Source organism: Campylobacter parajejuni, from assembly GCF_046764905.1.
Taxonomy (GTDB): Bacteria; Campylobacterota; Campylobacteria; order Campylobacterales; family Campylobacteraceae; genus Campylobacter_D.
In genome coordinates, this window is record NZ_JBKORB010000001.1 from 173,927 (window position 1) to 186,910 (window position 12,984).

At 31.6% G+C, this 12,984-nt stretch carries 13 protein-coding genes; 4 read left to right on the forward strand and 9 right to left on the reverse strand.

What is annotated here, in order from left to right; all coding sequences use genetic code 11:
• Positions 1 to 4: 4 nt before the first annotated feature.
• Genes secF through yajC form a run of 3 tightly spaced genes read right to left on the reverse strand, consistent with a single transcriptional unit; the run spans position 5 to position 2,821 of the window.
• Positions 5 to 976 (reverse strand): protein translocase subunit SecF, encoded by a 972-nt coding sequence (secF, locus tag ACLL8X_RS00855; RefSeq protein ID WP_411989062.1) that lies wholly within the window; start codon positions 974 to 976, stop codon positions 5 to 7.
• A complete protein-coding gene (secD, locus tag ACLL8X_RS00860; RefSeq protein ID WP_411989063.1) occupies positions 976 to 2,556 on the reverse strand; it encodes a protein translocase subunit SecD in 1,581 nt (526 codons plus the stop codon). The genes secF and secD overlap by 1 nt, the downstream gene beginning before the upstream one ends.
• Positions 2,549 to 2,821 carry a preprotein translocase subunit YajC gene (gene yajC / locus ACLL8X_RS00865; protein WP_002786346.1) on the reverse strand — a complete coding sequence of 91 codons (273 nt, stop codon included), beginning with the start codon at positions 2,819 to 2,821 and terminating at the stop codon, positions 2,549 to 2,551. Before yajC ends, secD begins: the two co-directional genes overlap by 8 nt.
• Here yajC and ACLL8X_RS00870 point away from each other — a divergent pair.
• Positions 2,794 to 4,110: an apolipoprotein N-acyltransferase gene (locus ACLL8X_RS00870; protein WP_411989064.1), complete on the forward strand. Its 1,317-nt coding sequence runs from the start codon at positions 2,794 to 2,796 to the stop codon at positions 4,108 to 4,110. The two genes, yajC and ACLL8X_RS00870, sit on opposite strands and share 28 nt — an antisense overlap.
• Here the strand turns inward: ACLL8X_RS00870 and ACLL8X_RS00875 are convergent.
• The 3 genes from ACLL8X_RS00875 to ACLL8X_RS00885 all read right to left on the reverse strand — a co-directional run bounded on the left by ACLL8X_RS00875 (position 4,090) and on the right by ACLL8X_RS00885 (position 6,283).
• A complete protein-coding gene (locus ACLL8X_RS00875) occupies positions 4,090 to 4,401 on the reverse strand; it encodes a DUF2972 domain-containing protein (RefSeq protein ID WP_411989224.1) in 312 nt (103 codons plus the stop codon). The genes ACLL8X_RS00870 and ACLL8X_RS00875 overlap by 21 nt on opposite strands.
• Positions 4,402 to 4,418: 17 nt before the next feature.
• On the reverse strand, positions 4,419 to 5,756 hold the full coding sequence (locus ACLL8X_RS00880) for a Cj0814 family flagellar-dependent secreted protein (RefSeq protein ID WP_411989065.1): 1,338 nt from the start codon (positions 5,754 to 5,756) through the stop codon (positions 4,419 to 4,421).
• Between the two features lie 101 nt (positions 5,757 to 5,857).
• Positions 5,858 to 6,283 carry a hypothetical protein gene (locus ACLL8X_RS00885; RefSeq protein WP_411989066.1) on the reverse strand — a complete coding sequence of 142 codons (426 nt, stop codon included), beginning with the start codon at positions 6,281 to 6,283 and terminating at the stop codon, positions 5,858 to 5,860.
• A gap of 347 nt (positions 6,284 to 6,630) precedes the next feature.
• Between ACLL8X_RS00885 and ACLL8X_RS00890 the strand changes: the two genes are divergently transcribed.
• A complete protein-coding gene (locus ACLL8X_RS00890) occupies positions 6,631 to 7,485 on the forward strand; it encodes a hypothetical protein (protein WP_411989067.1) in 855 nt (284 codons plus the stop codon).
• Entirely contained in the window at positions 7,470 to 8,063 is a 594-nt protein-coding gene (locus ACLL8X_RS00895) for a cysteine peptidase family C39 domain-containing protein (protein WP_411989068.1), read from the forward strand. The genes ACLL8X_RS00890 and ACLL8X_RS00895 overlap by 16 nt, the downstream gene beginning before the upstream one ends.
• Positions 8,064 to 8,135: 72 nt before the next feature.
• Here the strand turns inward: ACLL8X_RS00895 and ACLL8X_RS00900 are convergent, their stop codons facing one another.
• The 3 genes from ACLL8X_RS00900 to metK form a co-directional block, all read right to left on the reverse strand.
• Entirely contained in the window at positions 8,136 to 9,464 is a 1,329-nt protein-coding gene (locus ACLL8X_RS00900; RefSeq protein ID WP_411989069.1) for a Cj0814 family flagellar-dependent secreted protein, read from the reverse strand.
• Between the two features lie 101 nt (positions 9,465 to 9,565).
• Positions 9,566 to 10,009 carry a hypothetical protein gene (locus ACLL8X_RS00905; RefSeq protein WP_411989070.1) on the reverse strand — a complete coding sequence of 148 codons (444 nt, stop codon included), beginning with the start codon at positions 10,007 to 10,009 and terminating at the stop codon, positions 9,566 to 9,568.
• 410 nt (positions 10,010 to 10,419) lie between these two features.
• Positions 10,420 to 11,619 carry a methionine adenosyltransferase gene (gene metK, locus ACLL8X_RS00910; protein WP_411989071.1) on the reverse strand — a complete coding sequence of 400 codons (1,200 nt, stop codon included), beginning with the start codon at positions 11,617 to 11,619 and terminating at the stop codon, positions 10,420 to 10,422.
• Between the two features lie 139 nt (positions 11,620 to 11,758).
• Between metK and sstT the strand changes: the two genes are divergently transcribed.
• On the forward strand, positions 11,759 to 12,982 hold the full coding sequence (gene sstT, locus ACLL8X_RS00915) for a serine/threonine transporter SstT (RefSeq protein WP_411989072.1): 1,224 nt from the start codon (positions 11,759 to 11,761) through the stop codon (positions 12,980 to 12,982).
• Positions 12,983 to 12,984: the final 2 nt, after the last annotated feature.

A 12,984-nucleotide genomic window follows, 5' to 3' on the forward strand; every position in this document is an offset into this window, starting at 1 on the left:
ATTTTTAAACCCTTCCTTTTTCATATATAGCACGCTCTTTTTCTTTATCCTGTTTTCTTTTTAATTTTTCAAATTCTTTAGCCCTAAATTCAAGCACACTGAATTTAAACCAAAGCAAGGTTGGACTTGCTACAAAAATAGAACTTAAAGTTCCTGCTATAATACCCACAATCAAAGCCAAGGAAAAGCCTTCTATCATTTGCCCACCGAAAAAATATAAAATCACAACAGTGGCTAAAGTAAGACCTGAAGTGAGTATAGTCCTTGATAAAGTCGCTGAAACGCTTTCGTTGATTATAGGTGCAAGTTCGTTGTTTTTGCTGGTTTTAATATTCTCTCTAATCCTATCAAAAATAATAATAGTATCATTTAAAGAATAGCCAAGCACGGTTAAAACAGCAGCTAAGGTATCTAAATTTACATCGATTCTAAACAAAGAAATTGCTCCTAAAGTAATCACAACATCGTGTATTTCGCTAATAATTGCCGCAAGAGCAAAACGCCATTCAAAACGCAGTGCTATATAAATCAAAATGGCTATCAAAGATACAGCCATAGCCATAAGTCCTTTATTTCTAAGCTCATCGCCCACTTTTGGACCCACTACATCAGCACGCCGCACTTCAAATTTTCCTGTATCTTTTAAAAGAGTGCTAATGTGTTCGCCTATGTCATGGCTTACGCTATCATTGCTTCCTAAAAAGCGTATGGTTACTTCTTCATTACTTCCAAATTCCGTTACAGATAAATTTTGAAAAGTCCCCTGCTTTTCTAAAAGATTTCGAATTTCACTTATAGGAGCTGCATTTTCATATTTAAGCTGAACTAAGGTCCCTCCGCTAAAATCAATACCATAGCGCAAACCCCTATCCCAAAGCAAATAAATAGAGCCAAAAAACAAGATAAAAGAAAGAGAAATAGCAGCAAAACGCATTCTCATAAAATCATAAATTTTCTTTTCGCTAAAAAATTGCATTATTTTCTCCTATAACCAAACCAAAATCTTGTATTATTGCTTTTTTCTATGCGTTGCATAAAATAATCAAACATTCCATGAGTTCCTAATATCGCCGTAATCATAGAAACAACAATACCAATTCCCAAAGTTACAGCAAAACCCTTTACCGCTCCCGTTCCATAAGCATAAAGTGCCACTGAAGTAACTAAAGAAGTGATGTTTGCATCGATAATGGCACTCATAGCATTTTTATAGCCTTGTTCTATACTAGCTCTTATCTTAAGCCCTTCACGCAAAAGTTCTCTTATGCGTTCATTGATGATAACATTCGCATCCACAGCCATACCCACGGTTAAAACAAGTCCTGCCATTCCGGGCAGGGTTAAAGTCGCTCCAAACATAGCCATAACCGCTACTACGACTAAAACATTAACCAGCATTGCTATGTTGGCAAAAATTCCAGCTACCCCGTAGTAAAACATCATAAAAACAATGATAAAAACAGAAGCACCCATAAGAGCTATCATACTCATTTTTATACTCTCAGCACCCAAAGATGGTCCTATACTTCTTTGCTCTAAAAGCTTTACAGGAGCGAGTAAAGCCCCACTTCTTAAAGCCACTGCTACATCGCGAGCTTCTTCTTGGCTAAAAGCTCCGCTAATTTGCCCACTTCCCCCTCCTATGCGTTCATTGATAGAGGGTGCAGAATAGACCTTATTATCCAGCACAATAGCAAGGCGTTTACCTACATTTGCTCCTGTATAATCAGCAAATTTCTTAGAACCTTCCGCATTTAAGCTAAAATTAATCACAGGATAAGAGCTTGTATCGCTAAAGCCTACTCTAGCATCAGTAAGCATAGAACCATCTAAAATAGGTATGCTTTTTAAGGCATACTTTAAATTTGGATTTCTAGAATCAGGCACCAAAACAAGCCCATAACTTGCAGCTTCAGCATCGCTCATAATAGAAGCTTGATTCATTTTACTATCATCAACTTCCATAAGTTGCAAATGTGCCGACTTGGTGATGCGTTCTTTTGCCCTTAATTCATCTTCTTTGGTTTTAATCCCTGCAAGTTCAACCAAAATTTTATCATCGCCTTGTTTAGCAACGGTGGGTTCTGCTAAACCAAATTCATCAAGCCTATTTCTTATCGTTTCAACCGCTTGCAAAAGGGCAAAATTTTCTATATTTTTTACTTCTTCTGGGGTAAAAGAAATTTTATAATGCATATTTTCACTTTGCACATGAATTCCTTTTATTTCTTTAAGTAAATTTTCAAGCTTTGGCACATCTGCATTATCAAGTAAGCTAAATTCTAAAATATCATTATGGGTATTTAAGCCATCATTCAAAATATTTTCTTTATTAAAAGAATAACTCAACGAAGATGCGATTGACTTCATTTTTGACTTTACGGCTTCTTCATTATCCACGCCTAAAAGCATATAAAGCCCACCTTGCAAATCAAGCCCTAAATTTATCTTCGCACCTCGTTCTGACTGCAAAAAAGAAGGGAGCGAAAAAGCCACTCCAAAAATAAATACCGCTATAAAAATAAGCAAGCGATAAGTGATTTTAGCATTACGCATCAATTTTCTTTGCTATAAATTCTCTTGAAATTTTTGCAGTAACATTGTCTTCATTAAGCTTAACTTTGATAAAATCCTCCTCTGGTTTTACAACTTCACAAATAAGCCCGCCATTAGTGATGATTTTATCGCCTTTTTGCAGGGACTCAAGCATTTGTTTATGTGCTTTTGCTTGTTTTTGTTGGGGTCTAATCACCAAAAAATAAAAAATTGCAAATAACACTACAAGAGGTAACAATGAAGTTAAAATTGAATTTTCTGCCATATTTTTCCTTTATTCCAAAAAAATTAAACACTAATTCTATCATTTTTAAAATAATAAAAGTCTTTTTTATTGCAATTTTACTTTCAAATTCTATTTATTTATCCTTTTTTGCAAATATTTTCACACAAACTATCAGCCCATTTTTAGCTATTTGGGGCTTGGTTTTACTCCTAAAAAGCAAAAATGCTAAACAATATTTTTGGATAGGTTTTTTTGTAGGAATTCTTTGGTTTTGGTGGATTGGTTTATCTTCAATTTATTTTAATCTAAACTATTTAGTGCCTATTATACCCCTTATCGTAGGGCTTGTTTATGGGGTGCTTTTTCGCTTGTGTTATTTATTAAAATTTGATTTTTTAAGGCTTTGTGGGATTTTTGCTCTAAGCTATGTGCATCCACTGGGTTTTGATTGGCTTAATTGGGGAATTTTTAGCGTTTATGGCTTTTTTGACCCGAGTTTTAGGGGGGTGCTTTGTATTTTTCTTATGACTTATTTTATCTATGAAGGCTATATTTCAAGGTATTATAAAATGGCAATTATCACGGCTTTATTTTTCATAGGCTTTCAATATGATGAAAAAAAAGCCCAAACACTAAAGCTTGATTATAAACTTATCAACACCCAAATTTCACAAGAGCAAAAATTTTTACAAGAAAATTTAAGTATAAATTCCAATGCCTTGATACAAGATATAATTAGGGCTATAAATGAAAAAAAAGAGCTTGTAATCTTACCTGAGAGCGCCTTTGCTTTTGATTTAAAAAATACCAAATATGAACTTATGCTAAAAGAATTATCCCATCAAATCACCATCATTACAGGGGCTTTTAATACCGAAAAAGAGCTTATTTACAATAGCACCTATATCTTTAAAAAAGGTAGCGTTTATATTTTAAATAAGCATTTTCTAGTTCCCTTTGGTGAGGAAATTCCCTTTTTTAAAGACTTGATAAAAAATTATTTTCTTAAAAATATTGAAGAATTTGCCAAGGGTCCCGTGCAAAGCCAATATAAATTAAACAATCAAATCATCACTAATGCCATTTGTTATGAAGCGACTAAGGAGCAAAATTACAAAAATTCCCAAATCATCATAGCTCTAAGCAACAACGCTTGGTTTAATCATAGCACCGAATACAAACTCCAGCAACTCTTAATGAAATTTTACGCAAGCAAATACGGCGTCAGTGTCTATCACTCTGTCAATGGTAAAGAAAATGCAGTGATTTTGCCTAAAGAAAAACTCAGCTTAAAATGGAGCGAGTATTTAAACACGCTCTTTCATTAAAGCTTTGCAAATTTTTTCAAACTTAGCATAATATTTCCAAGAAGCCACTATATCAGGGCGGTGTTCTTTGATATGCTCTAATTCCTCATCAAACATTTTTTTATATTTTTCACACAAAGATGGATTTTCTTTCAAATAGGCTAAAATTTGCTCTTCGTTAATGAGTTTTTGCTTTTCAAACTCTATTCTGTTTAAATAATACTTATAAAGCCCTTGCATAAATTCCTTAGTGTAAAAGTTTTTTATTTTTTTAATAAATGTGTAAAATTGTAATAAATAAGCGATATTAATTTCTTTTTATTTACTTCCTAAACCCTAGTCTGTCCTATGAGCTTATTTAATCTATCCATTATAGAATTAGCAAAAGAATTTATGCTTTCACTGCTTGCTTTCCAGCCATTAGTTTTTGCTTGATTAAATTCTCTATCAAACCAAGCTCCACCATAACCTATGCTTGTATTTTGCCAAACAACTCCTTTTTCCATTGCATATATATCTGCATCAAGCCAACCCTTTTGTGCATAGCCTTTTAACAAACTTGCAAAATCAACTTTACCTGTCATAATGTCATCTAAAGCAATGCCACTACCATTAAAACTCTCCTTAGCCATAGCTCTATTATAAGCTTCTACTTTTGGATTAAGTGTAGTTTTTGAACTCTCAACAGGCAATCCGCCACCATATGATTTTAAAAAACTCATAAATAAAGCTTCTTTAGGATAATTTCCATCTTCATTTTGTGGATAAACTGACATATCAGGATTAAATAGCCAATCTTCACCCTTAGAAACATTTTTGATTTCTTCTAGGGACAAGCCAAAGCTATGTCCGTTTATACCATCTATTAAAGCTCCTGATTGTATATACAAACTTTCAGCTTCTTTCATTTGCTCAGGGGTTTGATAAATGTTTGAAACAAAAGAATTTGAGAAATCTCTTAAGTGAGTGATATTCATTCTATTGTTTAGATTATTAAAATCCATAGATTTTATTCCACTTATAGCATAACCCTTAGGCATAGAATTTATATCTTTTTCACTAAAACTATTTTTATCACTTGGAAAGCTTTGATTTAAAGCATTAGAAAAAAGATTGTAGTATTGTTTAATGGTTTCAGCCATATCGATATTAGAATAATATTTATCTACACCTAGATATTCTCTTATATCAGAAACATTATATTCAGCCACTCTCTCTATCTCATCTAAAGTAGATTTATGTATCTTAAAATCTTTTGGTAATCCTGCAGCTTTGTTAAAGTCTTCTCCCATATAACCATCTTTATCTACACTATAACCATAAGCTGTATTAGTAGAAGTATTACTTATATCTGCTTGTTTGTATTTTAGAGTATAAATAGAGTTTTTAAATTCACTAGATATATTATAATTAGGGGAAGTTGTTTTAGTGTAATAGTTTTTATTGATACTATTATTATTATTAGAATTTGATTGATTATCTAATATTTCACTTCTTGCTAGAGTTTGTGAATTTGCACTTTGAATTTCATTTAATTTACTAGCATTTTGTTTTAAAAAAGCATTAGCAAAATTTATTTTAGAATTTTCTTTACTTTCTTTATTAGCTTTACTTTGTGAAAGTATAGAAGTATAGTTTGAATTATCATTGATACTAAAGATACTCATATTTTTTCCTTTGATTTAGATTTTTTGCCTTCAACCTAAATTTGAAATAATATAAGCAAAATCTGTTCCACTTTGGAATAAAATGGAACAGAGAGTGAGAATTAATATTTGCTTTTGAAATCTCTCATGATATCCATAGCATATTGCCCCCAACTTGTAGAATAATTAGGAAAAATTGTCCCTAAAGTTCCATTGTTATAGCTTTGCAAATAATATTCTTTTTGATTATTTACATAGCGGTATTTGGCAAGAACAGTGCTATTGGAACCTATTTGCAACCGACTATTATCTGCATCAGTTACAATATAAGCATAACTTCTAATGGCTGTGCCATAATCAAAATTTGGGGCTCTTTTAAAATAATACCCACCCTTAACCTCTTTCATCTCATCAAGGCTAAGGACTTTAACACCTGCACTATTATCACTAATTGCTCCATTACTTATTTTAGCAAGAATATCCTCTGCAAAAGCAGAACTTGACAATAAAGCACCTAAAGCTGTAACACTTAACAATTTTTTAAACATTTTAGCTCCTTGTTTTAAGATGTAATATAATTCATTTTATCACAGGATATGTTCTAAATCAAATTTAACAAAGTATTGTGTTATGGATATTTAAAAAATATATATAATGATTTTATGATATTTGTGAAAGTTTTTATTTTTTTAATAAATGTGTAAAATTGTAATAAAGTTAATCTAAATTATAAACAAATAATTTTTATATTTGTATTATATATTAAGATTTAACCCTCTTAATATCTTGCGATGGATAATTTATAAAAGAAAGAATAAAATATAAAAAATACACTAAAAACTTTGGAACACTCCTTGCTTAATTTTTCAAAGCAATATTTTAAAAAGGTAATAAAATGAAAAAAATTATTCTTATTTTGGCAGTTTTAAGTGGTTGGCTTTTTGCTAGTGATGAGCTAAATATCGATAGTTTATTTAAAAAGCAAATAGGTTTAAGAAGTATTACAAGCTTATCCTTGCTTAGCACAGGAAATCCTCACTCATACTACATTTATCCAAATATTGGAGTAAATGGAGATTTAAATGTTTGGAATGACACAAAACAACTTTATTTAAATCAAACTTTTATTTATACGCTTACGCCTAATTTCGATTTACTTATTTCAGGCGGTGGAAATTATGCAAGACAAGAGTATAACAATATTATTTCAGGTGCTTATACGAGCAAAAATACTTTAAATTTTGATTCTTTATGGATAGGTTTTGTTTATACGGGAGAAAGTATTGCTGATTTTGTTCCACAGATTAAATTTCAAACAGCAATCATTCAAAGAGAAAAAACAGTTTTGCAAACTAAAAACTTTTATTTTCAATCCCAAAACTTAGAAGCAAGTTTAAGAGGATATAGCGATCCAGTGGTATATAGTATTTATACAGGATTTGGTTATAATGCCCAAAGAAAATTTAAAATCGCAAAAATAGATTATGGCAATAGTATTTACTTCGGGGGAAATTTATCTATAATTCTAAGCCCTAAAATTACTTTGGATTTAGGAGCAGAACAAAGATTTCAAACCGAACAAAAAATCAATGGTGTAAAAAATTCAGAAATCAGATCAATTCCTACAATTAGTGGCGGTTCTACTTATAGTATAAATCAAGATACTGCTGTTTCAGTCAGTGCAAGTCTAGGTGGAAGCTCTGCTGCACCTGATGCAATTTTTGGTATCAATCTATGGAAAAAATTCTAAAAATAGCATTAATGATTACTCTTTTGCCTTTATTTTTAAAGGCAGAATTTGTAGTTAAGTCTTACCAAGAAATTAAAAATGAAAAAGTTGTAAGACAAAATTATGAAGAATCTTGTGGTGCTGCTTCTTTGGCTACGCTTATTAATACACTTGATGATAATAATTTAACAGAATTAGATTTATTAAAAACTATAAGCGGACAAAAACTTTATACAGATATGGTAAGTTTTGCGGATTTAAATGATGCAGTAAAAAAGCTTGGCTATGAAAGCAAATCTTATAAAGTCGATAGAAAGATTTTAGAGAATATTATATCTGTTCCTATTTTAGTTAAAATTGAAGATGATCCACGCTTTCCACATTTTGTGGTGATTATAAATCATAAAGGTAATTATTTACAAATACTTGATCCAAGCTATGGGGAATATATCAGTTCTAAAAGAGAATTTTATAGTGTTTGGGATAGATATAAAAAAGGTGGATTTGCTTTAGTTGTTAATCCTAAAAAACAACTCAAAGATTACAAACTCAATCTACCCAAATCTTTAAATTTTGAAATAGAACATTTTGGATTTTAATATCGCAATCAAGTGATATTAAATCCTTTACTTTTTAAACATTTTTTGAAACTAATGATATAAATCCTTTTTCTAAACCCTAGTCTGACTTAAAAGGTTGTTTAATCTATCCATTATAGAATCAGCATAAGAATTTATACTTTCACTACTTGCTTTCCAGCCGTTAGCAAGAGCTTGTTTAATCTCAGCATCTAAAGCCCAGTTACCTAAAGCTTGTCTAGGAGTTATGCCTTTATCATACATATAAAGTTCTCCTTCTAATTTACCTTTGCTAAGCAAATTTTTAAATAAATTTTTAAAATCAATCTTACTTGTCATAATATCACTTATATCTACGCTAGTAGTTGAAAAACTTTCTTTAGCCATAGCTCTATTATAAGCTTCTATAGTTGGATCAAGTGTAGTTTTTAAGCTTTCAATAGGACGCCCATTCTTAGATTTTAAAAAACTCATAAATAAAGCTTCTTTAGGATAACTTCCATCTTCATTTTGTGGATAAACAGACATATCAGGGGTAAATTGCCAATCTTCACCCTTAGAAACATTTTTAATCTCTTCTAAGGATAAACCTAAGGTTTCAGGTTTTAAACCATTAATCATATATCCAGAATCAGCCCAAAGTTCATCAGCTTCTTTTGCTTGTTCAGGGGTTTGATAGACATTTGAAATAAAAGAATTTGAATAATTTACTAAAAGAGTGATATTCATTCTATTATTTGGATCATCAAAATCTGCAGTTTTTATTCCACTTACACCATACCCACTAGGCATAGAGTTTATATCTGCTTCAGTGAAACTATTTTTATCACTTGGAAAGCTTTGATTTAAAGCATTAGAAAAAAGATTATAGTATTGTTTTATGGTTTCAGCCATATCTATGTTTGTATAGTATTCACTTACACCTAGATATTCTTTTGTAAATAAAATATGAGGATCATTTTCAGCAGCTTTTTTAATCTCATCTAAAGTAGATTTATGTATTTTAAAATCTTGTGGTAATCCTGCAGCTTTATTAAAATCACTTCCCATATAGCCATCTTTATTTACACTATAACCATAGGCTGTATTAGTAGTAGTGCTTAAATCAGCTTGTTTGTATTTTAGAGTATAAATAGAGTTTTTAAATTCACTGGATATATTATAATTAGGAGAATTTGTCTTACTACTTGTACTAAAATTAGTGTTATTGCTAGTATTTGTTGTATTAGTAGAATTTAATGCTTCACTTCTTGCTAGAGTTTGTGAATTTTTACTTTCTATATCGCTTAACTTACTAGCATTTTGTTTTAAAAAAGCATTAGCAAAACTTATTTTAGAATTTTCTTTACTTTCTTTATTAGCTTTACTTTGTGAAAGTATGGAAGTATAGTTTGAATTATCATTGATACTAAAGATACTCATATTTTTTCCTTGATTTAGATTTTTTTGCCTTCAATCTAATTTGAAATAATATAAGCAAATTCTGTTCCACTTTGGAATAAAATGGAACAGAATGGAGTGGGTTAGTATTTTTTTCTAAAATCTTTTAGAATTTCCATTGCATTTTTTCCCCAAGATGTAGTGTAATTAGGGAAAATCGTTCCAAAAGAGTTAGTTCTAGGATTATAAGCTTGTAGATAATAATCTTTTTGATTATTAACATAACGATATTTAGCAAGAATTGTTTTATATGAATCCACTTGAAGTTCAGAATTAACTGGACCATAATTACCATTATAAACAAAGTAAGCATAACTTCTAACACCTGCAATATTGTCATATCCACTTGCTCTACTAAAATAATACCCACCCTTAACCTCTTTCATCTCATCAAGGCTAAGGACTTTAACACCTGCACTATTATCACTAATTGCTCCATTACTTATTTTAGCAAGAATATCCTCTGCAAAAGCAGAACTTGACAATAAAGCACCTAAAGCTGTAACACTTAACAATTTTTTAAACATTTTAGCTCCTTGTTTTAAGATGTAATATAATTCATTTTATCACAGGATATGTTCTAAATCAAATTTAACAAAGTATTGTGTTATGGATATTTAAAAAATATATATAATGATTTTATGATATTTGTGAAAGTTTTTATTTTTTTAATAAATGTGTAAAATTGTAATAAAGTTAATCTAAATTATAAACAAATAATTTTTATATTTGTATTATATATTAAGATTTAACTCTCTTAATATCTTGAGATGGACAAGTGCTAGGAATACTGAGATTGCAAGAGATAAGCAAATTTAGATTATATTACATAAAAACGATAAAATATTATGCAATATGTATATTCTAAGACCAATTAAAAATATCAAATTTAATTTTTAAAATAAGCAAAAAAGCGGGAAATAAATCCCGCTAAAATTTACATCAAAGCCTTAAATTGCTCTAGTGCATCAAGCTTTTCCCAAGGATAATCCTTTTGTCCCACTTGCCCACGAGCTGCTACATCAGCATAAAGAAAAGTTTCTTTGCTTGGCTTATCCAGCTGAAATTTATCCCGAATCCAATTTGGCGTCAAAGAAAAAGTTTGCATTACAAACTCACTTAGCTTATCATCATTGACCTTGCTTAAATTCGTTCCCATACAATCAACACTCACAGAAGTGGGCTTTGCAACACCTATGGCATAACTAAGCTGAACTATGCACTTTTTAGCAAGTCCTGCTGCGACTATATTTTTAGCCAACCATCTAGCCGCATAAAGTCCGCTTCTATCAACCTTAGTATAATCCTTACTTGACTGCGCTCCCCCGCCAATAGGCGAATAGCCCCCGAAGCTATCCACTATAAGCTTACGCCCCGTTAAACCACTATCGTGCAAAGAAGAGTGATTGACATATTTACCGGTTGGATTGATTAAAATTCTTGTTTTTTCAGGGTTAAAAAGTTCTTTAGGTAAATTACTATCTAAAATTAATTTCATCACCAAAGCCCTTAAATCTTCTATTTTCATACTTGCAACGCAAGGTGCAGAAACCACTATGGTATGGATACTTTGAGGCTTGCAATTTTCAAAATTTGCCTTAGAACCATAATCAATGGTTACTTGAGTTTTTATATCCACACCAAGCTCGTGCGGATTAGCCTTAGCATAAGCATAAACCCTATCACAAAGCATTCTTGCATAGCTAATCGCCGCTGGCATATACTCAGCCGCCTCGCAACTTGCAAAACCAAACATTATGCCTTGGTCCCCTGCTCCTGTTTCTCCATCTTCTTGGTCGACACCTTGATTAATATCTGGGCTTTGCTCATTCAAAAACACCATCACATCAAGCTCATCAGGATGCAAACATTGCTCCTTGCTAAAATGCCCTGCTCCGTCATAGCCTATATTTTTCAAAACATCTTTAACTAAATTATCGTAATCAGCTTTACTAAGCTTGTGATTTGACTTTACTTCGCCTCCTATCACAACCTTATTTCCTGCGACAAAAACCTCACTCGCCACCCTTGAATTTTTGTCATTTTTCAAGAGTATATCCACTATCGTATCAGCGATTATATCAGCACATTTGTCTGGATGACCTGCGCTTACGACTTCTGAAGTGAATAGATACATAAAAAGTCCTTTCATAAAAAATGAGCTACAATTGTAACCCAAATAAACTTATCAAAGCTTAATCCCCTAAAAATTTACTAAAATTAAGCAAAAGTTAGTTAGAATTAAATTCTCTTTAAATATCATTGCAAGGATTTTTATGTTTTCTAAAATAATCCAAAATTACGCTAAGGGCAATCTTATCCTTCAAATTTGCATAGGTATAGCCTTAGGAATACTTGTAGGCATTAGTTCCAAAGAACTATCCGAACTTGCCAATTTACTAGGAACACTCTTTACAGGTGCTTTAAAAGCCATTGCTCCTATGCTTGTTTTTATTTTAATTTTAACTTCCATTTGCACTAAAGATTTTTCTCAAAGTGGCACTAAAATCAAAAATATTATTATCTTATACATAGTAGGCACCTTTCTTGCTTCAGCTTGTGCGGTTGTTGTGAATTTTTTCTTTCCTGTGAAGCTTGTTTTAGATGAAGTTCAAACTGCTCTTAATTCATCTCCTAATCATATCGGTGCTGTTTTTAAAGACCTTTTGCTTAAAATTGTTGATAATCCCATAAACGCTCTTTCAAGTGGAAATTATTTAGGAATTTTAGCTTGGGCAATAGCTGGAGGAATAGCCTTAAAACACTGCTCTAGCGAAGCAAAGCAAGTTTTTATAGATATTAATGAAGGGGTTTTAAAAATCGTTAAATTCATAGTCAAATTGGCTCCTTTTGGAATTTTTGGACTGGTAGCAAATTCCGTAGCTCAAACAGGAGCAGATGGGCTTTTAAGCTATGCAAAACTTCTGCTCTTACTCGTAGGCACTATGCTTTTTGTATGTTTTATAATCAATGCTCTTATAGTCTTTTTTTACACAAGAAAAAATCCCTTTCCTTTGATTTTTATCTGTTTAAGACATAGTGCTTTTTTTGCTTTTTTCACAAGAAGCTCAGCAGCCAATATCCCCGTAAATATGGCTCTTTGCGCTAGATTAGGAATTGATAAAGAATTTTATGGCATATCCATACCCTTAGGCGCTACTATAAATATGGGTGGAGCCGCCGTTACCATAGCGATTTTAAGCCTAAGTGCAGCCCATACCGTTGGCATAGAAATCAGTCTTTTTCAAGCTTTTTTACTCAGCATTATCGCTGCCTTTGCAGCTTGTGGGGCAAGCGGGGTGGCTGGAGGGTCTTTGCTGCTTATACCCCTTGCTTGTTCTTTGCTGGGTGTTGATTATGATATTGCTATGAAGGTCGTTGCCATAGGTTTTATCATAGGAGTGATTCAAGATAGTGTTGAAACCGCTTTAAATAGCTCCACAGATGTTCTTTTTACAGCAATTTGTTCTAAAAATGAATTAAATTACAATATCAAATAAGG

Coding starts and splice junctions, on each gene's coding strand:
- secF (WP_411989062.1), bottom strand. CDS start 976: ATGCAATTTTTTAGCGAAAAGAAAATTTATGATTTTATGAGAATGCGT.
- secD (WP_411989063.1), bottom strand. CDS start 2,556: ATGCGTAATGCTAAAATCACTTATCGCTTGCTTATTTTTATAGCGGTA.
- ACLL8X_RS00870 (WP_411989064.1), top strand. CDS start 2,794: ATGAAGTTAAAATTGAATTTTCTGCCATATTTTTCCTTTATTCCAAAA.
- yajC (WP_002786346.1), bottom strand. CDS start 2,821: ATGGCAGAAAATTCAATTTTAACTTCATTGTTACCTCTTGTAGTGTTA.
- ACLL8X_RS00880 (WP_411989065.1), bottom strand. CDS start 5,756: ATGAGTATCTTTAGTATCAATGATAATTCAAACTATACTTCTATACTT.
- ACLL8X_RS00885 (WP_411989066.1), bottom strand. CDS start 6,283: ATGTTTAAAAAATTGTTAAGTGTTACAGCTTTAGGTGCTTTATTGTCA.
- ACLL8X_RS00890 (WP_411989067.1), top strand. CDS start 6,631: ATGAAAAAAATTATTCTTATTTTGGCAGTTTTAAGTGGTTGGCTTTTT.
- ACLL8X_RS00895 (WP_411989068.1), top strand. CDS start 7,470: ATGGAAAAAATTCTAAAAATAGCATTAATGATTACTCTTTTGCCTTTA.
- ACLL8X_RS00900 (WP_411989069.1), bottom strand. CDS start 9,464: ATGAGTATCTTTAGTATCAATGATAATTCAAACTATACTTCCATACTT.
- ACLL8X_RS00905 (WP_411989070.1), bottom strand. CDS start 10,009: ATGTTTAAAAAATTGTTAAGTGTTACAGCTTTAGGTGCTTTATTGTCA.
- metK (WP_411989071.1), bottom strand. CDS start 11,619: ATGTATCTATTCACTTCAGAAGTCGTAAGCGCAGGTCATCCAGACAAA.
- sstT (WP_411989072.1), top strand. CDS start 11,759: ATGTTTTCTAAAATAATCCAAAATTACGCTAAGGGCAATCTTATCCTT.